Annotated in this window: 6 protein-coding genes; 5 read left to right on the top strand and 1 reads right to left on the bottom strand. The window is 54.7% G+C overall.

Annotated features, from left to right (window positions below; genetic code table 11):
- Positions 1-42: 42 nt before the first annotated feature.
- Positions 43-741, top strand: a complete 699-nt coding sequence (locus BAQU_RS07710) for a PIN domain-containing protein (RefSeq protein ID WP_143241982.1) — start codon at positions 43-45, stop codon at positions 739-741.
- Positions 742-1,012: 271 nt separating this feature from the next.
- Here the strand turns inward: BAQU_RS07710 and BAQU_RS07705 are convergent, their stop codons facing one another.
- The gene (locus BAQU_RS07705) at positions 1,013-1,915 is read right to left on the bottom strand and encodes a hypothetical protein (RefSeq protein ID WP_094694413.1); all 903 of its coding nucleotides are present in this window, start codon (positions 1,913-1,915) and stop codon (positions 1,013-1,015) included.
- Between the two features lie 378 nt (positions 1,916-2,293).
- Here BAQU_RS07705 and BAQU_RS07700 point away from each other — a divergent pair, with 378 nt between their 5' ends.
- The 4 genes from BAQU_RS07700 to BAQU_RS07685 all read left to right on the top strand — a co-directional run bounded on the left by BAQU_RS07700 (position 2,294) and on the right by BAQU_RS07685 (position 24,271).
- Positions 2,294-4,072 (top strand): isopeptide-forming domain-containing fimbrial protein, encoded by a 1,779-nt coding sequence (locus BAQU_RS07700; protein ID WP_094694411.1) that lies wholly within the window; start codon positions 2,294-2,296, stop codon positions 4,070-4,072.
- A 447-nt stretch (positions 4,073-4,519) separates the two neighbouring features.
- Positions 4,520-7,105 (top strand): SpaA isopeptide-forming pilin-related protein, encoded by a 2,586-nt coding sequence (locus tag BAQU_RS07695; RefSeq protein WP_094694409.1) that lies wholly within the window; start codon positions 4,520-4,522, stop codon positions 7,103-7,105.
- An 89-nt stretch (positions 7,106-7,194) separates the two neighbouring features.
- Positions 7,195-8,319: a class C sortase gene (locus BAQU_RS07690; protein WP_094694407.1), complete on the top strand. Its 1,125-nt coding sequence runs from the start codon at positions 7,195-7,197 to the stop codon at positions 8,317-8,319.
- A 223-nt stretch (positions 8,320-8,542) separates the two neighbouring features.
- Positions 8,543-24,271 (top strand): SpaA isopeptide-forming pilin-related protein, encoded by a 15,729-nt coding sequence (locus BAQU_RS07685; RefSeq protein WP_143241981.1) that lies wholly within the window; start codon positions 8,543-8,545, stop codon positions 24,269-24,271.
- The last annotated feature ends 1,083 nt before the right edge of the window (positions 24,272-25,354 follow it).

The following is a 25,354-nucleotide window of genomic DNA, read 5'->3' as shown; positions in this document are numbered from 1 at the left end:
GAGTCATCGACGGTAGTGGGGGTTGGGATATCATCTCCTATTGTGCAGAGAGTATTTGTAGACGCAAACATCTTATATAGCAAGACTCAAAGGGACTGGCTTTATGCTTTTTACCAAGCTGGCCCCTTATTTCAGTTGTATTCAACGGAAGACGTTTTCGCGGAAACGATTGCTCACATACGCGATAACAGGCCGGAATTATCGGGTGGCCAAATCACTGGTATCAGACAGCAGATACAGGAAATCACACAAGTAATAACAGATTATGATTGTGTGAAGGCCGGTAAGACCTTTGTAGGCGCTGATCCTGGTGACTTGCATGTGCACGCTGCTGCAGTGGAGGGTCGCTGTGATTACTTGCTGAGTAATGATCGTAAGTTATATGCACAACTGAATGAAGATGAACTTGATGCTCTGCCATACACAGTTTTCACAGCTGATGATTTCTTTTGCCTCGCTGCTGAGGCATCGGCCATAATTCTCGATAGAGCGCTTACGAGTCAGCTAAATTACTGGTCGGGGAAAATGATGGATAACTCACCCAGACAATGTGATCTTCTCCGACAGGCATCATGTCCTCTTTTTGCCGCGCTTGTCGAACGGGCGATGATGCGGAAAGCTGGCGTATCTCCCTTGGAAATTGATCGTCAACATCCGCTGGGGCCGGAATATTCTCTTGATATGCGCTCCGGCTCTGTTCAGTATCTTCAGCAGATTTCAGATGAAATCAGTGAATACTAGCCGCAACGTTGCACAACGGTATTGAGGTATTGGCGCTGAGTTTTTCCTACGCGTTCCGGCACTATCACTCCGAGCGAAGGCGCTAGCTTGAACTGTCATCTCGAGCGAAGGCGCGTAGCGCCGTAGTCAGCTTGCCCTGAGCGAACGCAGTGAGTCGAAGGGAGGGATCCCACCCCCTGGGTGCCAAGTGCAAAGATCCCTCGGCTCCACTGCGCTCCGCTCGGGATGACGTGGGGGAGAGTGTGGCGCTCGGGATGGCGCAGCAAGCCCCTTACCGCGCGCGAAGTTCCAATGGAGCCCCGGTGCCTAGGGTCACTTTGATTTCCACAGCCCCCGCCTGCCATCCGGGAACGATATGGTCAGCCAGATCGCCGGTGATGGTGGGTGTGTCGCCCGTGACGTAATAGTGCAGGTCCTCGCCATTGGCTCCGTGCAAGGGCAATCGCAATGCGTGGCAGTGGTCTGGATTCGCAGAGGAGACCTTCACGGTGATGCCCATGATGGGCAGCGTGCTCCCGTTGAGATAGTTGTTCATCGTGAATTGGAACCAGTTGCAGGTGCTGATGTCAATGTCGAGATACTGCGACGTGACGGCAATGTCAACATCACGACCGGTACTGACACCAAATGTGGAGCGCACCGTGAACACGCTGTCCCGCACATCCACCGCTGCGCATGTGCGAATATCCATATCGATGTAGCCGCCGCTGCATCGCTCAAGAGTGGTGTCGGTATTCGTATCGATCCGGTATTCAAGCGTACCGAAGTGGCAATCTCGGAATGTTCCGCTGCTCTTGCTCTGCAACACCCGATATGAGTCCGCATTGATGCCGCTGAACTCAGAGGGCGAATTGATCTCCTTATCCCAGCTCGACGTATATGGTGCAAGCGCATCCCGCCCACTTGCCACAGCGGAAGAAAATGCATCCGCTCCCTGCAAACCCTCCGTGAGCTTAACTATCTCGCCAAGACTCAGACGCTGGTTCACGCCCACAACACCGCCTGAGACAAGCGTGTCGACATGGTTCAGGCACCCTTCAAGGCAGGCACCTGAAAGCACGGCATATGCAACCGCCGCCTCATAGGGTGCGAAGCTCCCATTCGCATCTACGCCTGACTCTGAGAATGCCTGATATTGTTGCCGCAATGCGGTATTGAGCCGTTCGGTTGCCATGCTGCCTCCTCGTTTCGGTGAATGATGGTGATGATTGGCTGACTGACCGATTAGATAAATTATATAGTGCGTATAAAAAACAAGAACTCAGGTTTCACAAGATGCTCTCAGCTGAGAACTGAACAGTTAGATCATAGTTTGACACTATGTATAACACTGGTTATTGTGTATAGCGTATCTCGATTCTCTCAAAGTGTGTCTTCAGTGGGGGGTGAACAGTTTCTGCTCTCTTCACCATGAAGAGGCGCGTGTAGTTCAGAGGGGGCCGTATATGGAGAAGCGAAGAGTCGTGTGAGGTAGTCAGGCACGCCAAGCGTTTCGACAACAATACAATTCGACAACATATTGTTTCGACTAACACTATAAGGAATCACTACCATGTTTACGAAGAGAAGTGTGAAGAGGGTAACCGGCATAGCGGTTGCTGCCTCTCTTGCGCTGGCGGGACTAGCCTTCACCAACACTGCGCAGGCGGACACCACCAACGCGACCATCACCGTCAATCAGAATGAGGAGGCGTCAGGAACATCGCTCAAGGCGTATCTGATCGGCGAGTATGAATCGACCAAATTCGATGCCGCAGGTGACTTGGACGGCGTAACAATCAAGGCCCACAGCAACACCAACGCTCTGGCTGATCTGGTCGCGGCGGCGAAGGCTGCCGGAGCGGATGCGGCTTTGGATGAAACCAATCCTCTCGGATGGGTTGCGGCGAACTGGCTGGGCTATTCCAGTACGCCTCTTACTGACGACACCGCTTCGGCAGTGACGCCATACGCCGGTAAGCTGCAGCTCTTTGCCCAGAGCCTCGCTGCGGAGGTAAACGAAACTGATTACGTCGAGAAGTCTCCGACCGGATCTGGCCCATGGGAGTTCACCGGTCTGACGACTGGCCTGTACCTGATCGTCGATTCCAACAGCGACGCTGCTGCAAAGTCGCTGCCGATCATCGTCGGCACGAAGGCGTGGAACGCCACGACAGAGAAGTTCGTGGACTTTGCTGATGTCGGCCAGGGTGCCAAGCCAGCACTGGGTGTGGCGACGCTGAAGAATGACACCAGCATCGTCAGCAAGACCATTGTCGGTGGCGGCAAAGGCTTCAACATCGGTGACACGGTCGACTACGAAATCACCTTCAAGGTGCCGAGCGTTACGGCGGATCAGACCTCTTGGAACAGCACCATCGTGGATACCTTCCCTGCTGCGCTGGACCCTCCGACCGCTGCGAGCATCAAGATCTTCGTAGGCACCAGCACCGTTGATGTCGCCGACCGACTCCCCGAAAACAGCATCACCTATGATGCGTCTACCGGCAAGGTTCTGACCATCAAGGGTCTGGAGACACTCTACGCCTTTGCCAACAGTGAGAATGAAGACAAGTGGGAGAACCTCTCCAAGGTGCCTGGCAGGGACGACAACATACCTGTCAAAGCAGGAGACCTTATCCGCATCACCTACACGGCGACCATCAACAACCAGGCCGTTGGAACCTACGCAACGGATAATGCCACAAGCAACGACGCCAACAAGAACACGGTCACTTACGAAGACCCCACCACCACGTCAACAAATGATGGCGACACTGCCGAGTTTGCCACCTTCGGCATCAATCTTGAGAAGGTTGACAAGGCCGACAACGTAGTGAAACTCGCAGATGCCACCTTCAATGTGAAGCGTGCGGGCAAGGCTTCGAATCTGAAGTTCTATTGGACATCAGGTGACACCTACCGTCTGGCCACGCCAGCTGAAATCACAGCGAACGCCAACATCGTGGAAGACGTCAAGTCAGTTGCATCTACCGGCGTGTTCAAGATCTATGGCGTTGCGGCTGGAGAGTTCGTCTTCACTGAGAAGGCGGCTCCGACCGACTACTACAAGATCCCTGAGTTCACGGTGCAGATCAATCCAAGCTTCGATGTGAACACCGAAACCCTCGCATCCGTAGCATACGAGCTTGATGGCACGAGCAACACCTGGCTCACCGCGAACGACACGGTGGTCACCGTTGGCAACACGCTCAAGACCCTGGCCAACCTGCCATACACCGGCGGCATCGGCATCGCGCTCTTCCTGATCGTGGGAACAATTGTCACCATCATTGGTCTGCGCGCACATCGTCAAAGCGCCAAGGCCGAGAACGCAGCCGCAGCAGTCTGAGGCAGCGAGTTCTGAAGCGATTGAGTTCTGAGGCATTGAGTTCTAAGCTAACGAGCTGATTCTGTGGCCTCAGAGCTCAATGCTCATCACGAAAGCCCTCTCTCCCGTTCTTCGAGTCGTGGGGGAGGGCTTCCCGCATAACGCAAGCCACTCAGGTGTCGATATGCGAGGGGGAGATCTCTCGACTGCGGCGCTGCGCGCCTCCGCTCGAGATGACAGAAATAGGGGGCGCACGGAATGACGTTGTCCTTACCTTGTCGTCTCGAGTGTTCCTTTATCTGGTCGTCCCGAGTAGCTCCTCACTCTGTCGTCTCGAGTGTTCCCTTGTTTTGTCATCTCGAGCGGAGGCGAAGCCGTAGTCGAGAGATCTCATCCCTGTGATATCTCACTTCATCGGAATCCAACCACTTCAAACCACTCTCAACCGTTCCAGAGAAAGTGATTGCTATGCAAGATCGCAATAGTGATAAGGCCGGCAACGCCTTGCGGCGGCGATGCGCGACTCTCGGCACCCCCTTTGCTGGAATGGTCATGACGTTGCTCTTCGTGGCGCTGCTTTCGGTAGCGCTGTGCGGGAGCCTTTCCTCCACGGCATCTGCCGCAGACACCGGCGCATATGCCGAGAGCACTACAAGCCCACAAATCACGGTGACGGGCGATGCCACCCGTGGTCACACTTTCTGGGCATACAAGATCGCTGAATACGCAGACGTCAAAGAGGTGAACGGCAAACCCGTTTCAGCGGCATTGCGCACACTCGAAGGCGGAGTGAACGCTTCTCCCAACACCCTGTCGGACGGCAGCACCATTGGAGGAAGCGACGATCCATTGAACTTCAAGCAGACTCTTGCCTTGGAGATTGCAGCCATCGAAGGTATGCGCACCGGCAACAAGCCCACGGTCGATACCGACGGGCTCATCGAAGGCATCGATCCGTTGCATTGGGCTTCGGCGAGCTGGCAGACTAAAGTGAGCGAGCAGAATGCCGACCCATGGTTCAACACCAACACGCAGACCACCGGCCCGTTCAGGCAGCTGGCAGACTGGCTCGAAGAAGAGCTCGGCGTCACCGAAACTAACGATTGCGTCGCAGGAACGGACACCTCATGCTTTGGCCTGTATTTCGATCAGGAAACCGGCGAGGAGTATGCGGACGGAAAATCACGAGCGGTATTCGACCTAGACGATGCCGCCGACCCGGAGATTTCCCAGGTCATCGGTAGCCACCCCGATGCCTATGGTGCAGGCCTCTACGTGCTGCTGCACCCGCATCCACAAGATCACTATGGGACTCCACTCGCAGGCACACACGCTCCTGCGATGATTCTCGGCACGAAGATTCCACTCACTCACGACGGCAGCACCACATTTTTTGATATGTATAACTCAGCAGGGACCGAAGTCCTGCACCGGCTCGGCAATCTCAAAGTCAAAGGTGACGCGGTCGGGGCGAACATCGAGATTGATCATCCATCGAAAAGCGACCACCCCACGTACCCGATGGGCGAGTTGGTGCCATATGTGATTACCACCAACATCCCGTATTTTGACAATTTTCTGAAGGAATCGGGGCATGCCGCATACGAGGGCGGGCGCACGGCGGGCAGTGCGCTCGCAAACGGCACGCCCATTCTCAACGCTTTCGGCAATCAGGCAGCGGCATTGCAGAGCGGCAGCACGGTTTCTGAATCATCCTCGGTGTCATCTGGGGCAATTAAGTCAGCTGAGTCATTGTCAGCGTCATCAAAATCGTCCACCGGCACAAACACGCCTGTTGACAAACAGCTCTCAACCTTAAGTTCCGAGAGTGCATCGTCTGAAACGCTCATTCTGAACCACGCCGTCATGCAAAGCCCATCGAAGCTGAGCACGACGCAGTTGCGAACAGCACAAGGTGCGCAGGTGTACCAGGTCGCTGACGAAGCCAAGAATCCCGTACGTTTCGACATCGCGCTTGACTATCGTGGCACCGGTCTTTCCGATGCGGATCCGAAAGCCATGACCGTCACCGTCGGATCGACCACCTTGCAATATCAGCAGAACTGCGAGTTGGGGGCTACGAATACCGATACGTCATGTTTCGCTTTCCGCCAGTCTGCATCAAATGCGCAAGGGGAGCGGTATTTCGTGGTGCAGCTGCCGGACTGGGTGCTTCGTGCCAACGGGGGAGAAACCGTAACCGTACAGTATCAACAGCGCATCCTCGTTGGAGCGGCAGACGATAACGGCAGTATCGCCACCAATGAGAACACCTTGGCGACGGTTGAGTTCACCAACAACTCCTATATGCACGACTACACCGATTTCACGGACTCCACAATGTATGGTTCGATCACTTCAACTCATGCGGCGGTGTTCACCTTCCCGCTGACCATCACCAAGGTTGATTCCCGTAGCAACGAGACCCTCTCGGGCGCTGAATTCACGGTGTCTGCCAGTGATGTCAACCAATGCTTCACGCTGCGTTCGGATGTGTATCATCGCACTTCCGGCGCCCCATGTGGGGATGGCGAGACTCAGAGTTTGAAAGCCGACGATTCGGGCCGTGTGCGCATCAAGGGATTGGAAGCGGACAGTGACTATCGGGTGCAGGAAGTCAAGCAGCCGCAAGGCTACAGTGCAGACAACCTCACGATGGTCGATTTTACGGTGAGGATCGATCCGACTTACAACAGCGACAGCATGCCGACGGAAGTGCTGGCTGCGGAATATCTGTATGCGGGGGCGAACTTCATGCACCCGAACGGTTTGCCGGCTTATCTACGGCCAGCCACCAACGAATGGGTTAATGACGTCGATCACATCAAGCACACCTTCTATGCTCACGAAATCGACGTGCTCAACGGCAAGACATCGCAGGATGTGAACGCGATAGCGCCCTTCCCGTGGGACACTCTGGCCAAAACCGGTGTGGGAATGGCACTCTTTGCGCTCATCGCGGCGATGATCCTGCTGATCGGAGTGCTGCTGAAGCGAAGGAAGGCCAAGGAAAGTGAAAGCGAAGGAACGAAGGTAGGGGTTTCTGCGCCGTGATATGAGAATCGGCACAGCGATATGCATAGCCGCTGTGTGCTCCCCGGTGCAGGGGATGCCCAAACAGGTCGATTGTTGAATGGGGGATCATGAAGGGGAAGAAGGCCAAGAAGGCCAAGAAAGCCACGCCTGGGGCGCGCCCGGAGATGCCTCAAGGTGGGCAGAAGAACGATGGTTCATGGTATTCGTTTCGTGCCCTGATGGATGAATCTCTGGCGAAATCATCCGAGATAGGGGCGTTGCAGGCCAAACTACGCCGCAAGGCTTCGATATATCGCATTATCGCCGGAATAGCCGTGCTGTGCGGCCTGGCAATAGTGCTATATCCGATGTTGTATCAGACTTACAGTGCCTACAAATTCGCGATGATCGCCGAAGAGTCGAACCGCAAGGTGGCGCAATGGCCATACCCCGAAGGTGAGCTTGCCTTGGAGAAGGCCAGGGAATACAACCGCAAGCTTTTCGCCAGCGGCCCGCATGATATTGGGGAGTTGAACGACCCCTATTCTTCCGCAGAGCATGAGGGTGATCTTTCAGAGGCTTTCGGGCAATTGTTGGGCACCGGTTCTGGTCAACCTCAGCCTCGAGAACAGAGCACCTCTGAAAAGGATCAGGAATACATGAGCATTCTGGATCAGGGCAATGGCATCATCGGTTCGGTCGAAGTGCCGAAAATTTCGGTGAAACTGCCGGTGTATCACGGCACGCTGAGCTCCACACTGAATTCCGGCGCCGGCCATCTCTATGGAACCAGTTTTCCGGTCGATCAGCCCGGATCCCACACTGTGATCACCGCGCACCGTGGATTGCCGACCGCGCTGTTCTTCACTCGTCTGGGCGAGTTGCAGAAAGGCGATGAAATGTATGTGACCACGATGGGCAGAACCTTTGGCTACATCGTCGATCGCATTGAGGTGATCGAACCTACCGATATTTCCAAATTAGGCTTGACGGAAGGCGAGGAACGCCTGACATTGATGACCTGCACCCCATACGGCATCAACACGCATCGTCTGCTGGTTTCGGGGCATCGGGGGAACATTCCGCAGCCGGTTTCCCCCATACCCGATGCGCGCAGGGACATCCTGTGGATTCCGCTGGTTGTGGGAATCATGCTTCTGGCCTCACTGATATGCGCGGCCATAGCCCGACGCAGAAGACGAGCCATGCGTTTCATGCGTGCGAGGCATGCGCTCTGGCTTCCCTGGTGGTGAGTGATTGGTGAGTGATTGGTAGTGATTGGTAGTGATTGGCGAGCGAGGGCAACGTGCGAGCCTGCGGCTGATAGTTGTCAGCTGTCAGCTATCAGCAAAGGGCAAACAGGTAAATATGCTAAATTATACTAAGTGTCCTATAGTGTACAGAACGTTAATAATGGCGAAGATAATGACGATGGTGAAGCAGAACTGGTATGAATCTACCGAGAGGAAAGCAAGCATGAAACGCGGAAGACATAGCATTTTCCGGTTGCTGATTATCGCGGCTTCCATGCTTTGCATATCCATATATATGTTGGTGATCGGCTCTCCAATTTCCGCAAATGCCGTTACCGACGCGGATTCGCTCACTGGCTCGCATGCTCAGTCCCAGACTCAGACTCTTGAAGAATCGTCCGAGAATCTCGGCGATGGTAACGTCAACGTCTTCGATAATCAGCAGCTCTTTGACCAGAAGCAATTGGGATCGGATCTGTCGCTGGAATCGCAGGCTTCGCTGGAATCGCAGGCTTCGCGCGCGATGCGATCGCAAACTTTTACGGGAGGTGTGTACGTTTCCTCCGATGGCACCGATGCGACTGGCACGAACGAACAGGCGCAGACCTATGGAACGCGCGAGGCACCCTTCGCCACGCTGTCGTATGCCGTCGAGCAAGCCGCTGATGGCTATGCCATCTATGTGATGACCGATCTCGAAGTATCCGAGACCATATCGCCTGATATCGCAGACATTTCCCTGACAATTCTCCCTGATCCTGAGATTGAAGATGATGACGACCCCATCACGATTACCAGACATGCAGGTGATGGCGGAAGCGATCCTGCTTTCACCGATTTCATGGTCATAGTAAGTGCCACGGTCAACTTCACCATTCAAGATCTTGTTATCGATGGCGCTTCGGTAACTGGTTCCATGCCGGCAGTGCAGGTGGTCGGCAATCTGACGCTGAGCGGGGTCACCATTCGCGACAACATCGCAACGGCATCGCAGTCCACCAGCGGGGGCGCGATTTACATGGATAACAGCGATGCGAGCGTCTCCCTTGAAGACAGTCTCTTTACGGGCAATGCCTCTGCCGCTGACGGCTCGGCGATTTACAGCAACCGTGGTTCCTTGACGCTCCATGGCACAGTAATCGTTGGTGAGGGTGATACCCCCGAAGAGCTGTTTGCAGACAACGGCCTGTATCTCGGAACCTCAAGCGTGATAGTCCTCGGGGACGATTTCGACGATGAGGACTCGCACATTACCATCAGTGGAAAAGGTGACGCTCATGTTGGCGCGGTCATCGCACAGCGTAGCGATGGGGCGGCCATTGGCGCGGGAGTCGCGGAGCTGTTCTCGTACGGAGGAATTGCATACACCCTTGAGGCTGACAACAGCGGGGCACAAGGGCATATCGTTTTGAAACTCGGCGCGACCGACGTCTATGTCTCTTCCCCAGATGCCACGGATGCGCCGCAAGGCAGCGACACCAAGATTTTTGGAAGGGGATCGGAAGGCAAGCCATATGCCACGTTGACAAGAGCCCTTGCCTCACTCCCCATCGCCCCGGGCGTGAAAATGACCATACATGTCATGAGCGATTTGGTGACTTCCTCTCAGCTCAACGTCAACCAGGGTGATGTGACCATTCGGGCGTATCAGTCGGATGAAGATGACGCTGCGCGCGATATCACGGTCACCAAACGGTCTGCTGATGCTGAGGATTCAGAAGACCACGGCTTTGGCGATCCAATTGCCCAGGTCAATAGCAATGGCGCCTTGACCATCACCGGCATCACCTTCGATGGCAATGGCGTTCAAGGTTCGTCGGTATTCATCGTCAACGGTGGCACCCTTACCATGACTTCCGGTGTGATCACGGGAGGAAACACTGAGCAGTATGGCGGCGGCATCTCCATACGCAACAGCGGCGTTTTTGCAATGCAAGGCGGCCAGGTCACTGGGAATTCCGCGCTCGCAGAGGGGCAAGACATACAGATCTATAGTGGAACGCTGCAAATCGAGGGCGATGTGCACATTGGAAATTTGCAACAGAACTCGGGCATACTGATTTCCAACAACGGCAGTATCGAGATCACCGATGATCTGTCTTCATCCTCTCAGCTGTATTTTGAGAAAAGCATGGATGCTGTCAGCAATGGCATGATCATCGCCACCAAGACTGCTGGTGCGAATGTCTCCAGCAGCGAGGCCAGCGCCTTGCATTGGCTTCCTTCAGGATACAAGATCATTCCCGCATCCAGCGATGGTTCAAACAATACCTACGTGCTGGGCGTCGGACAGGATTTGTTCGTGTCGTTTGAGGACGGCGATGATGACACAGGCGATGGCACCATTACCAAGCCATACCAAACTCTTGCAAAGGCGTTCTCCTCGGCCAGCGGCGTGACGGACATTCTTGTGTTGGATGTCGGAGACCCATATGGCACTGGTGATGCCGATCGAGAGGCCGGCGATCCAAATCATGCCATGACCATATCTTCCACGCTGAATACCAAAACAGACACACACATCACTTTGGCGACCTTCAAAGATGTCGGCACCCCCCTGACGGTGATTCGGGCCAACGATTACGATGGCGTGCTGTTTTCAGTCGGCAACAACAATTCCTCGCTCACCATCGAAAACATCACCATCGATGGCGGCGTGCCAGAGGAAGACTCTGGTCTGGAATCGACTCTAGCTCAGCAGAGCAGCGCTGTGAGAGTCTCCAACTCATCTGTGGTCTTCACCTTGGGCGAATCAGGAGTGATCCAGAACAACCGAGCACGAGAGGGCGCTGGAGTCAATCTGACCGCAGGTGCGGTGGTGCTTGATGGCGGCGTGATTCGGCGGAACCAAGCCATTCACAACAGCGCGACGTATGGTACTGGTGGTGGTGTGTATGTTAACGGAAGCAATGCAACCTTCACCATGCTTTCGGGATCTATACGCGAGAACAACGCCCATCGTCAAGGTGGTGGCGTGTATTTGTACACCGGAACGACCAACTTGAGGGGAGGCGAACTCACAGACAACTCCGCACGTTACAGCACCACGCCCGAGGATGATGACCCCGATGATGGCGAGTCGCCCGAGGCTGTGATCACCGAAGGCACTGGCCAGGGCATTTTCTGGCGATCTGGCACGCTGACCGTTGCCGGCAATATTCGCATCGGCGTTAATGACAACGACAACGGCATCTACACCACCGCCGTCATACCTCAGGATGGTAATCTGTCTGACACGGCGCGGATCAACGTCGAAAGCGTGAGCCCCACTGCAGGAAAGGTCATTGCCAAGAAGTCCAACGGTGTCACATCCGAAGAAGAGGCAGCGGCCCACTGGCACTATCAGGATGAGACATTCATTATCGGAGTGACTCCAGCGAATACCACTGACTATGTGCTTGTTACGGTGGACGAGATATTCGTCGCATCATGGGGTAGCGATGTCACTGGGGTGGGCACGGTCAGCAAACCAGTGGCAACGTTGACCAAGGCAATGACCCTGGTACCCAGCAGCGGTGTGCAAAAGACCGTGGTCGTCATGGACGATATCGCTTTCTCCGCAGGAATAACGATCGGTTCGGGTAAGAATGTGACCCTCACTTCTTGGGACGAAGCCGATACCAGCGATGCAGACAACCGTGTGACCGTCAAGCGAGGAACACTGCCCAGCACAGAGCTTTACATGGGTAGCTTTGCAACGGTGACAACAAACGGCAAACTGACAATTCAAAACATTATTATCAATGGCACGAAGGAGTCTCTGCCAGAAGACACCTACGCCCAGGCGCTAATCGGTGTCTCTGGCAGCGGTTCCATGACCAATCCACAACCTACCACGTTAACTCTTTCAGATGGCGCGACCATAACCAATAACAGAACAAATACGCCCGGAGGCGGTATACATGTTACTCGCTCAAACACCTATACTAATGCCATAAGCGTTACCTTTGAAGCGGGGTCGCTTGTCTCCGACAATGAAGCTGCCAGTGGTGCCGGCGCCTACGTTGAATACGCAGATGCGGGCTTTGTGCTCGCTGGCTCGATCACTGGGAACGTTGCCTCCGGAGGTGTCGGGCATCAAGTCTTTCTCGGCTCAACAAGCTATGCCACCATCGTATCTGGCGCTCAGGTTGGCGGTACTGGCAGCGTTGGAGGTCTGTATCGCGCGTCTTCAAGCAAAGGTCTCAGACAGTCGGACAATGTTGACCCCAGCAGTACTTGGATTGATATCGAACGTTTCACCAGTGACACGGCAGGATCAACTGTTGTGAACAAAAACGGCGGCGATGCGATTTCCTACGAAGAAGCAGAAGCCTACCATTATCTGGGAGCATATGCCGTCACCGTTGGCAGCACCACTGGAGTGTACGTGCTTGATCGTGCGCGCCAGCTCTACGTAGCGAGTGATGGGCATGACACTGGCGATGATGCGTGGGGAACGGTTGAAAAACCGCTCGCAAGCGTTGCACAGGCCGCGTCATGGGCCCGAAGTGGCAAGGATGTCTTTGGCGATTCGTATCAGACGACGATTGTGGTGATGGATAGCATCACATTCTCGGCGACGGCGAAGGTGCGCGACAACACTGCGGTCACCGTGACTTCATGGGACCAGGCAGCAGGTGCCGACGATCAGGGGCGGGTAACGGTTTCAAGGAACACCGACACTGGCGATGGGCCTTTCCTCGGCTCGTTCATTACCGTCGAGTCCTCTCCCACCAATGGTTATGTTTCAACATTGGTTGTTCGCGGCATTGTTATCGATGGTGGCATGAGCAGCCTGGGCGATGATGTAGTGTGTGATTCCCTCATCTACATCAATGGCGTCTCTACAGTCAATTCGTCGGCTCACGTTACGCACACCATCAACGTGACTTTGGAAGAACAGGCGGAGCTGCGCGGGAACCGCGCGCAGCGCGGAGGTGGCATCTATGCCGATTACCGGCCGGCGAACACCTATACCGGTGCCACTCGGTACAACTATCTCAATACCTACCTCACACTTGCTGATTCGAGCAGCATTACAGCCAACCATGCCACGGAGTCGGGTGGTGGAGTGTTCGTTCAGCGCCAGAGTGGCACAAACGGCATGGGCTCGGATTATATACGCCTCAAAGGTACCATTGCTGGGAATACAACCGCTGGAAGAGGCCAACAGCTATATGCCCACAATACGAAGCTCGACATCTATTCCGGCGTGGTCATCGGTGAAGACAATGAAGACGGCGGCGTCAGCGCTAATAATCTATCCAGTTTGTTCCGACAAATCGGAGACCTTGACCCACAAACCACTCGTGTGACCATCGAGAATCCCGCTTCTCCTCCATCAATCGGTACCGTAGTGGTCGATAAGAGTGACGGTTCCAACACCTCGCAAGCAGAGGCGGCGGCATATCAATCATTAGTTGCACCGCTTACCGTTATGCCAAGGAACACCACGCAATACGAGCTCGGTGTCGCCCAGACGGATTTCTATGTGGCGAGCACGGGCCAAGATGACGGCGATTCCGCATGGGGTACACTCGAGGATCCGTTTGCGTCAATTGCAAAGGCCTTCAGCACGGCGCGAAGCGGCAACGATGCCGATGGTAACCCCAGGGCATACACGGTGCATGTCATGGACGACCTTGACATCACCTCCGTTGGCACCGTTGACAACGGCAAGCGCATCACGCTCCAATCATGGGAAGAAGCTGATACCAGCGATGATGCGAATCGAGTGAGGCTCGCACGAGGTACCAGCGACTCCGGGACCCTCTACAAGGGAAGCTTCATCAATGTCTCCCCAAAAGGCACCCTGACCGTACAAGATATCATCCTCGATGGGAGCAAGGATGGACTCGAATCGCAGCAATACGCAGAATCCCTGATCTATGCTGGTTCAGCCACCTCGACGAGCGGCGAAACCACAACACTAGTGACCATAGCCAGTGGCGCGCTGTTGACGAACAATCGAGCCGTGCAGGGAGGCGCCGTCTCTGTGGTAAGCATGTACTCGTCCAGCAACGCTGCCACAACCATGGAAGCGACCTTCGAGGAGGGTTCACGGATCGCAGGAAACGAAGCACAGCAGGGTGGAGGCGTGTACATTCAACGGCGTCCATACACAAGCACCACCAGACTGACCACTGTGAACACTCATTTTAAGGGCGAGGTGGTCGAGAACTCGGCTTTGGTCGGCGGTCAGCAGATTTGGCTTGCTGATACCAATACTAGCTACGGCTTGAGTGCAGTGAATCTGTATTCGGGTGTCCACATCGGCGGTGTTACCAGCGTTGGTGGTGTGTATGTTGAGAACATGGGCTACCTGCGCCAGCAGGGCAATCTCGACGAAAACAGTGGCAGCTATATCGCTGTAGAGAATTCGAATGTGTTGACCAACAACCAAAATCTCATAGCGGTGCAAGGCGGTATTGCTCCGCAAGCTTTCGAAAGCGCGTTCTACCATATTCCGGGCTGGTTGGTTGCGCCAAACGGCTCGAACCATCGCATCACGCGCGCTGCCGCACCATCAGCGGTATATGTGTCTTCCTCTGGGTCGGATACGGCAGCGGGGACCAAGGATGCGCCATATCGTACTGTGGAATACGCTTTGGAAAGCATCGCCGGAGGTACGGCAACATCGTTGCCTGCAGAAGTGCATGTGTACCTGCTTGATGACATTACGCTTTCGCGCAACGTGTTCATCACCAATTCGCACAACATCACCGTTGCCACGGAACCTGATGTGCTTAGCGACACCGGAGCAGTCACCCTCACCACGTCCACAATAGCGAGTTTTGTCACGGTGCAGAACAGTGGGTCATTCAAAACCACCTTCAGCATGAGCGATGTGAACGTTGACGGATACGATCATGAGTGGACAGCGCCGACAGCGGCGGCTGCGGCTAACTCCCTCCACGCGTTCATAGACATATCACAGACCACCACCGTTGCAGCGGTAACCGTGAATCTGACACGCACCTCGTTCTCATCGGACAGCGGCGATATCGGCGGCGTGCTCAACATGAAGGGTGCGGCAAGTTCAGTGGTGAACGTCTCCGATTCGGAGTTCACCCCCGTGTCGAAGGCTTCGCAGAGCAGCACGCATCACATCATGCACATTGCGTTGGGCACACTCAACATCGATCAGAGCACCTTCTCTGAAAATTATTCACAGGACGATTACGACACAACGCTCATCACCATGACGAGCACAAACTCAAATCTTGTGCTGCAAGACACCGTGTTCAGCGGTAATGGCAACGTGGCGCATCGACAGCGGGTCATCGATTACCTGTACGGATCGTTGACCATCAGCGGTAAGGTCAAGCTCGGCACGGATGCCCAGCAGGGCGGTGTGCGCATGGGTTCCGGTGTCACCCTCAAGCAGACGGGTGATCTTGATGCCGAATCCAGAATAAACGTATATACCAAGACCAGCGCTATCAATGGGACCATAATCACTGATAAGAGCTCAACATATGTCAGCGAGACGGAAGCAGCGCTGTATCACTATCAGGCATCCACACGGTACACCATTATTGACAAGCCAAACACGCAATATGTGCTTAAAGTATCGTCGGATATATACGTTGCCCATGCAGATCCAGATGTAAGTCCAGAACTCACGGCAGGTAGTGATACCGATGGAGACGGCAGCATAGAGAAGCCGTACGCGACGCTTGGCGTAGCTTTGACACAGGCTGGTTCAGGTGCTTCTGGTTCGCTTCTCTTCACCACGACAATTCACATCATGGAAAACATTGTGGTTTCCGCTCCTCAGCAATCAACCGAGGGTACCTACAAAACCGTCATTATCCGGGCATGGCGGGATGCCACCGACGAACGAGCTCCAACCGGCGAAGTCACCATGCTTAGAGACAGTGAGTGGACAGCCTCTGACTACATGCTCAAAGGTGGCACAGGCGTAAGCTATCTCAGTCTGCGCGATATCACCATGAGCGGCAACGCTCAGGCTTTCGAGCAGCCGATCGATAGCGGTATGGTTGGCAGTCACATTACCCTCGGTAATGATGCGCGACTCATCAACAATTCGTCTTCGTCCGCGACTTCAATGATCACCAGCGTAGCGGTAACCGGTGGTGAAATTTCCGGTAATACCACTTCGGGCGCGGGTGCGGTCGTTGGGTCGTTGAGTATGTCCAATGGTGAAATTTCAGGTAATGAGGCGACTGATTCAGGCTCGATTGTCGAGACATTGTCAAGTATGAGCGGTGGTGAGATTTCCGGGAACTCCACAGTTTCCGGTGCCACAATCAATATCTCCACCAACGCCACCATCGAGGGTACAGCTAAAATCGTTGGCAACACATGCCAGGGTTGCCCTGCCCTCGGAGTCTATTGGACGAACGGCACATTGACGGTAGCCGGCAATGCTCAGATAGGCAGCAGCGCCGATCACAACGGCATCTACAACGCTCGAGGGACCAACTACACCATTAATCAGTCAGGAAGTCTGGGTGACGATGCCTATATCAATGTGCTGGGTGTCAGTGGAGCTACGTACAGAACCCGAATCGTGTACAAAAGTGGCGGCGGCATCAGCGATGGTGAGGCGGCGAAATACCACTGGCTTGCCAACAGCCTGTTCAGCATTAAATGTGACGCCTCTTCCAGCGAATACTATTCACTTGATGGCGACACCAGTAACCTGTTCATCGCCTCGTATGGCGATGACGCTGGAGCCGGCACGGTGACGGATCCTCTACGCACCCTGAGCTATGCGATAAGCGTTGGCAAACCCGGCAGTGCTGGGAATGTATCCACCTCGACGCTGACGGTCATGACCGACCTCGACATAACAGGCGCTCTCACTATTGCGGATTATCGGGACACGACCATTCAGCAATGGGACAGCGATGATCCTGCGGCCGAGAGTGGCAAGGGCGAGGACTGGGATGGTTATGCCCCCTCGGCGGATGACGGCAGGCCCACCATCAGTAGCACCGGAGCGACGGCATACCGGCTGCTCAGTGTGGCGGCTGAGGGCGAACTCACTCTCAGCGGAGTCATCGTCAGTGGAGCGAAGCAGACCGCCACCCTGCAGCTGGTGTATGTTAACGGTGGCACGCTGACCATATCCGAAAGCGACCTTACGCACGCATACACCAACAACAGTACGAATTTGTATGGCGCGGGACTGTATAACAACCAGGGCTCAGTCGCCATTGAAAACGGTGCCATAAGCAATAACAAGATCAACTATAGTGGTGGGGGCGGGGCAGGAATATACAGTACGGGGGCACAGGCTGAAGTCACAATACAGGATTCCATCATTTCGGGCAACACTGCCCCAGCCAACGGTGGCGGCGTTTATGTTAACAACGGATCCTTCGACGCGACCGACACCGTCATATCAGGGAATGCTATCGTCAATACGTTAGGCGCTGGCTATGGTGGTGGCGTGTATATCGCGAGCTCCAGCCAAGTCACGTTTGAACGAGTAGAGATACAAAGTAACACCTTGGATGCAAACAGCTACGCTAACGGGGCCGGGTTATACCAAACAAGCAACACCGCGCTGACACTTACCGATGTGAACGTCCACGACAATGCCATCAATCAATATGGATCGTACTCTGGTCTGGGAGGAGGCATATACATCTCGACAGGTGTAACGGGCACCTTCAACATGACAGGTGGCAGCGTTTCATCAAATGATAATCTCAAGTCCAATTCGTATGGAAGCAATACAACTCGCGGGGGCGGCTTGGCCTTCATGGGCTCCGGGACTTACACGCTCGAGGACGTTGATATTTCCGAGAACTCCTTGCCAAATACCACCGCAGGGTCAGGCGGGGGTGTATATGTCGATGGCGATGTGGACCTTACCCTAACCGAACTTAGCATCAGTGAAAACAGCGCAAGATTGCATGGCGGTGGCCTGAGCGTTGGCAGCGGAGCCTCGACCGTCACGCTCGATGACGTCGAGATTTCAGAGAACACCACAACCAACTCCACAGGTATTGGTGGGGGCATCTATTACCCAACGAACGCTTCTGAGCACGAGCTGGTGTTCAGCGGCAACACGGTTGTGCAGAACAACACAGCGGGGAGCTCTACCGGAGACGATATCTATTCGCAAGACCGCATCACCCTCGAAGATAAGCCAATCATTGGGACCAGTGGCGATGCGGGCGTGTGGCTTGCCAAGGCCGCCGATTTCGAATTGCCAGATGACTTGGATGGCGATGCCGCCATTGTCTTGGAATCCTCCTCTGAATACTTCGTAGGCAAGGTGCTCGCCGAGAAGACGGGGGGCACGGCGGTCAATGCCGACGAGGCGGCGCTGTATCAGCTCAATGTGCCGGTGTATTTCGTCGAGTCGGATGTTGATAACAGCGAGTATATCCTCGATGCCGTCAGCGACTTCTATGTTGCCGATGACAGCGATTTCAAAGACAATGGCATCCCTGCGGGAAGCGATGCGACCGGTGACGGCACGAAGGAACATCCTTACGCAAGCATCGCGAAGGCGGTTTCGGTCGCCGCGGTCGGTGAGACGGAGTTGACCTTGCACAAGTCGAATGTGTTCGTCATGGATGATCTCTCATGGACACTGCCGGTAACGCTCAATGCGAACAAGAACATCTCAGTCCAGGCGTGGCGTGATGACAGCGACTCGCGTGCTCCTGACAACGACGAGTCCGTGACGGTCACCCGCCAGTTGACGGCCACTGGCATCACAGTCCAATCACCAGCAGCACTCACGGTTCAAGACATTGAGCTGAATGGCAACAAAAGCCAGCTATCCCCGGCTTACAACGCGCCCATGGCGAGCGTTTCAGGCAGTTTCACGCTGGGGAATCAAGCCCGCATGGTTGATTCCCAAACCGCTCCATTCATCGTGAGCGAAGCGACAACGGCCAAGGTCGCGCTGATGCCGGGTTCTCGTTTGAGTGGATTCCAAAGTTCATCTGGTACTACTGCTCCACTCGTGGCCAAAGCAGGGACCACCACCATGAGCGGTGGGACCATCACCGACAATCACAGTACAGCCAGCACTACGACTGCAAGTGGTGGCGTGCTGGTGAATGGCGGCACATTTACCATGACTGCCGGCACTATCGAATCAAACACGGCGCAATATGGTGGAGGCATCAACTTATCGAGTGGGACCGTAACGTTGTCAGGGGACGCTCGGGTGACCGGGAACTCCGCCACAGCGCAGGGCGGAGGCATATACAGGGGAACAGCGGGAACCCTAAGCATAGGCGGAAGCTCGCAGATTTCGGGCAACACGGCCACCACCGGCAACGGCATCTACTCGGCATCTACCAGCTCTGCATTGACAGTCAAACAGTCCGCACGCATTGGTACCAGCGTGAGCGACAACGGAGTGTATTTGTATAACCAGAATGGGTATATCAGTCAATCCGGTGACCTCGATGCCATCGCACGCATCAATGTCGAATTCAAGACGAATGCCACCACCGAGAGCTATTCCCGGATCGTCTTGAAAAGCGGAGCAGAGACCACGCCCGCTGAGGCCCAGCACTATTATTACCAGGCACACAAGGGCTACCGGATCATACAAAACCCGATTAACACCACGGAATATGTGCTTCGAGCTGCATCGGACTTCTATGTTTCCGCAAGCTCGGGCAGTGATGCCACGGGTGACGGCACGCGTGAACGACCGTTCGCAACGCTGCAGAAAGCTTACGAAATCAGCGTTTCAGGAGAGCAGCGCTCGTGGTATGTGATGGACGACCTGGAGTTCTCGACCACCTTGAACTTTAACGGGAAGAATGTGAAGATTCTTGCCGATCCGGAATCGGAGACAAGCGTGACGTTGAGCCGGGCCGAAACATTCTCCGGTTCCATGGCCGCCATCAGTTCGGGCGCACTGGTTTGGGACGGACCGATTCTGGACGGCAACGCGGACGAGGTGAGTGATGCCGCGGCCTTGATTGCCCTGACCGGTGGAAGCTTTGAGCTGGCTTCGGGTGAACTCCGTAACAACAGCAGTGTCGATGGCAGTGGCGTCAATGGAGGTGCCATCAACGTCAACGGCGCTGCCGCGGTGGTCAAGGTGAGTGGCGGCACCATCAGCAATAATGCTGTTTCTGGCAATGGCGGCGCAATCGCGGTGCTCGCAGGAAAGGTCACGGTCTCAGGCGGCGTGATCACCGACAATACCGCAACAGGCAACGGTGATGCCGTATATGTCAATGGAGGCGAATTCCACGTCTCTCAATATCCGCGCATCGGCACCAATGATGCCGACAACGGGGTATACATCGGTTATCCAAAGCAAAAGAGCGGCTCGGGCAGTTTCTTCAAAAGCGTTATTGTGCTTGACGAAGGCGATCTGCATCCCGGTTCGCGTGTCAATATCGAAGGCAAGCTGGATGCGGTGAATTACACCATCATTGTGAGTAAAAGCAGCTCCGCACAAGCCACGCGCGAAGAATCCGAATTCTTCCACGGGCAAGGGGAAGGTCAGCGCCTGGTGGTCGATGGACTCAATTATTACTCCCTGGCCTCCGTCAGTGAGCTGTACGTTGCATCCATGGGGAACGACATCACCGGTCTGGGAACCAGAACCTATCCCTATGCATCGTTGAACAAGGCATTTACGCAGGCGCTCTCTCTCGGCGGTGGTGCGGACGTTCAGGCGACTGTGTTCGTTATGGATAGCATCACCATGTCGGAAAACGCGGTGGTGCCTGATGGTCTTGATGTGACGGTGAAGCCCGACGCTGATGCTGCCGATGTGGTGACAGTCTCGCGCGCCACGAGTTTCACCGATGCTTTCATCACCGTTGAGCAGGGTGGGTACCTACTTCTCGACGATCTCATTCTCGATGGTAATAACATCGCGGCGACCGATACGTTGATTCATGTCGATGGCGGCTCGGCTTCGATGATTTCTGGACGCCTGACAGGTGCCTTGGGCGGTTCTGGCGAGGCCCAATATGGTGGATCGGCCGTGGTTGTATCTGGAGCTACGGGCTCCTTCTCCATGCTCGGCGGCGAAATCACGGCCAATGGGCATCGAGTGAACGAGAGTACCGATGTGGGGCAGTCCGTCGTGTACGTCTCCGATGGTGTGTTCTCGTTGGGAGGTGGTGAAATCAGTGGAAATGCAATCTCTGAGGGCCAGGCCGCGATCGATTTCACCAATGATGCCCGAGTTGACCTTTACGGAGGGGTGATTCGTGCAAACTTAAGCTATGGCGTCATCTTTGACGATGGTGAGCTCAGAATGTGGGGAACCCCTCGAATCGAGGCTTCACACGCCAATGCAGGTTTGGTCATGGGCGACGATGACATTATCAGTGTCATTGGTGATTTGTCTGTCGGATCACGCATCGATATCGTGGGAAAGACCGGTTACGGACAAGATACCGTCATAGCCCAAAAGAACGATGGAAGTGATGTGAGCAAGGCTGAAGCCAGGTATTTCCGATGGAAGATCGAGGATTTCAGCGTCAGTGCCAAGAGTGGCGATAACACCTATATATTGAGTGCCCTCGATGTGGTCTATCAAAGCGCCGTGGCTGATGGCGTTGCCCATATGGAAGACAGCGACGTTCTGACACTTACCTTCTCCAATGTGAGCCCGCAATCACTCACCACGAGCATGGTGCAGATTGCACTCTCGACGGACGATACCAAGACCATCAAGGTGCTCTCTGTTTCCGGTCCAATCTATGACGAAGGCGACGTTGACGACATCACCGACGACACCTGGTCGTACCAGGTCACGATTGACCGTCTTGACGACGACACTCACCGATGGGCTGAAGGCGATGTGGCGAAGGTCACCGTCGCCAAGAACGGCATACTGTTTGACCCATCGTCGCGCAATGCCGAGCTGCATCACGATGACCGCATACGCGTCGAGTATCTTGACGCAGTGGCAAATGGTTCATCGAGAGTCACTACGACCACCGCTCTGACATTGTCATTCGATACGGAAATATCGAACTTGTATGCCAGCGATTTCTCTCTTGAACTCCTGGGTGAATATGACGATTCCACCATAACTGCCACCGGCGTCGAAGAGCTTGCCTCGTCACTCGATGGTGAGAATAATCCGGTATACAACTACTCGCTGCAAGTGAGCGGCACCTGGTTCGACGGTGACGAGGTTAAGGTGTCGGTTGAAAAGGTTGGATATGTGATTGCACCGGTATATCAGATAGCCGCGCTCCATTCCACGGAAATACGGAAAATCAACGAATACGTGCGCGTGGCGGCGAACGGCGAGGCCAATGCCGTGAGGACGAGCGAGCTGCATTTGTTCATGCGGGTTGACGATGCGGAGATGCTTGCCGTCTTTGACGTTGACGATATTGTTGTGGAGCCTGGAGAGGATGCTTCCGACTCGCTCGAAGTGACGGTTACTGGCGTGAGCGAGGCCGCAGTGTATGACGGCACCGATGAAGATTTGGACGATACCTGGGTCTACACCGTTTCCATTCAAGGAATGTGGGACGAAGGCGATCCGGTGGATGTCACCGTTACGAAGAGTGGGTACTATTACATTCCCGAAGTTCGCAGCACTGCACTGCACAGGGGCGTCGCCTCGCTCGTCGGTCACGATTTCGGCATTCCACTGAGCAAGGTGAGCGGTCTCAACGCCTTGGAAGTCTTGCAACGCGCTCAAGTGGTTGCGAAGGATGAGAACACGCAGGACATCCCCCTGAGTGAGGTCACGGTCGATTCGGATGCGCTTGCTGCTTTGGTGAGTGCCGACGCAAGTGGATCATACCCACTCGGGCTGTCCATACTCGACGCTGACCCTGAAGACAGCGAGACCGCAGAGATCACCGCCTACGTGTATGACGACAGTACGAGTCCCGTCACCAAGCAGATTGTGAACGATGATGGAGGGGACGGGTTCGATCTGGGCTCGGAAGTCGAATTTGAATTGTCCGCTCGTGTGCCCGATCTCTTCGGGTCAACGCAAGCATATGACGATTACGACTTTGCATTGAGCGATGTGCTCAATGGCAACTTGTCGGTGCCTGACGATGACGGTATCAGCGTATTTGTGGGCGATAGTGATGTCGATGTCAGCGATCAGCTTGACATCGACGTTGATGATCGCACCATCACCGTTGATGGCATCAAGGAACTGTTCGCGGTTGAGAATGATGCAACGAGCCATATCGAAAATGACGGCAGCGTTCTTGCCGGCTCCTATATCCGCGTGCGCTTCCTTAGTACTATTCTCACCAGTCTGGCCGAGGGTGCTGAATCCGCGCATCTCTCGATAGACAACACCGCCACAATGACTGCAAGTTCTGTGACAAATCCAGACACTCCCGATACTGCACAAGACACCGCCACTGTGCATACCTATGGTGTGGACGCAGTAAAGACAGATAAGGACAACCTCACTGCACTGCTTGCCGGTGCTACCTTCACCGTGACCAGAATGGATGCCGATGGACAAACGCAGGCTGAACCATTGAAATTCGTGAGTCTCGATGGTCAGGGTACTTATCGTCTGGCCGTGACGGACGATGGAGATGCCGCCGTCGAAGAGGTGGTGAGCGGCAATGCTGGAGTATTGCGCTTGGTTGGCATGGAGGCCGGGAATCTGGTCATCACCGAAACGATCGCCCCCGACGGTTACTTCTTGCTAGGCAGCTTCAACCTCCATTTCGGGCCGATTTGGAGTGAGACGGACGGAAGTTTTGTGGCAGTCCGATATGTTCCGAGTGGTTCTCCTCTGGTGACTGTGATCAGCGGTGGAACTCGCTTGAGCATCAGCAATGCTTCATTCCACGTGAGGAACTTGCCGTATACCGGTGGATTTGCGATTCTCGTCTGGTGCTTGTCAATCGGTGTGGGAGTGACGCTGGTTGGAACGTATATGGGTTTGCGGTATCCGAGCAATATGTACCGTCATGTCAGTGGCATTACTCTTCCGGGGCAGCGTCGTTCTTTCGGAAAGCGCCTTGCATTTGGTAGGCATATTGGGTCTTCGCGGTGAGTGACAGAAAGTGACTGCGCGGCGATTGCTATTTGAGTGCTGTGTCTCGCTCAGATAGCAACTCGTTGCGAAGATCCTGCTCACATGATTCTCACCGTGCGCATTTCGGGCCTTTGTTGAGTCCGAGTACGCGAACACCCGCTGTGATGGTTGTGGTGCGCGCGTATCGTGGTGCCCCTTCACTCTGCCCCACTCCTTTCCGGGCTGTTATGGTCGTTTCGCCCTCAGCTTTCAAGTTTTGGCACTTGCCAAAACTTGAAAACTGATCCGAGCTGTGGCTGATTTTCGCTGTTGGTGCGTCACTGCAGGAGAATCTGAACTCAGAAACAGCGGAGATCCCTCGACTCGCTCCGCTCGCTCGGGATGACAGTGGAGATGTGCCGCTTTTCCCCTTGTCATCTCGCGCTATGTCTCTTATCTTGTCATCTCGCGCTACGTCTCTTATCTTGTCATCTCGAGCGGTTTCCACACCCTGTTATCTCGGGTTGTTTCCACACCCTGTCGTCACGGTTGGTTCCCCACGCCCTAGCGTCACGGTTGGTTCCCCACACCCTGTCGTCCCGGGTGGCTTGTTTTTCACACCCTGTCGTCACGGGTGGTTTTTCATACCCTGTCATCTCGAGCGAGCGCAGCGAGTCGAGAGATCTCCGCTGTTGACATCCGTGAGGTGAGATCTCTCGACTCCGCTGCGCTCGCTCGAGATGACAGAAGAAAGGAATGCTCAGGGTGACGGCAGAGAAGGTGCGCTCAGGGCAGCGGAAGGAGGGTATGCGCGGAGCAACAGGGCAGATGACATTCAAGAATCTTCGGCAACCCTACACACCAAAATACGATGAGCCGATATTTCTCAGTGGTGATGGGACGGTTGCCTTCCAATCACAGTCAAAACACCGTCTATCACCGTGTGACACATAGTGTGGGGTCATAGTGCGGAATGAAAACTTGAGTCTTCTCGACTCATGTTTTTATCCCTAGGCAAAATTCTGGAACAAACTGAGCCATGCGCCTTTTGATAGTAGTGAAAGGCAAGAAAGGAACCGAGAGGTTCTGGGAACGGTTATGAGGCACGATGCCAAGCGGTTG

The organism is Bifidobacterium aquikefiri, assembly GCF_002259795.1.
Taxonomy (GTDB): Bacteria; Actinomycetota; Actinomycetes; order Actinomycetales; family Bifidobacteriaceae; genus Bombiscardovia; species Bombiscardovia aquikefiri.
Note: the sequence above shows the minus strand (reverse complement) of the source record. Positions and strands in the feature narration are given on the sequence as shown.

Bases quoted from the DNA above. Each gene is read 5' to 3' on its own strand.
- BAQU_RS07705 (WP_094694413.1), bottom strand. From the start codon at position 1,915: ATGGCAACCGAACGGCTCAATACCGCATTGCGGCAACAATATCAGGCA.
- BAQU_RS07700 (WP_094694411.1), top strand. From the start codon at position 2,294: ATGTTTACGAAGAGAAGTGTGAAGAGGGTAACCGGCATAGCGGTTGCT.
- BAQU_RS07695 (WP_094694409.1), top strand. From the start codon at position 4,520: ATGCAAGATCGCAATAGTGATAAGGCCGGCAACGCCTTGCGGCGGCGA.
- BAQU_RS07690 (WP_094694407.1), top strand. From the start codon at position 7,195: ATGAAGGGGAAGAAGGCCAAGAAGGCCAAGAAAGCCACGCCTGGGGCG.
- BAQU_RS07685 (WP_143241981.1), top strand. From the start codon at position 8,543: ATGAAACGCGGAAGACATAGCATTTTCCGGTTGCTGATTATCGCGGCT.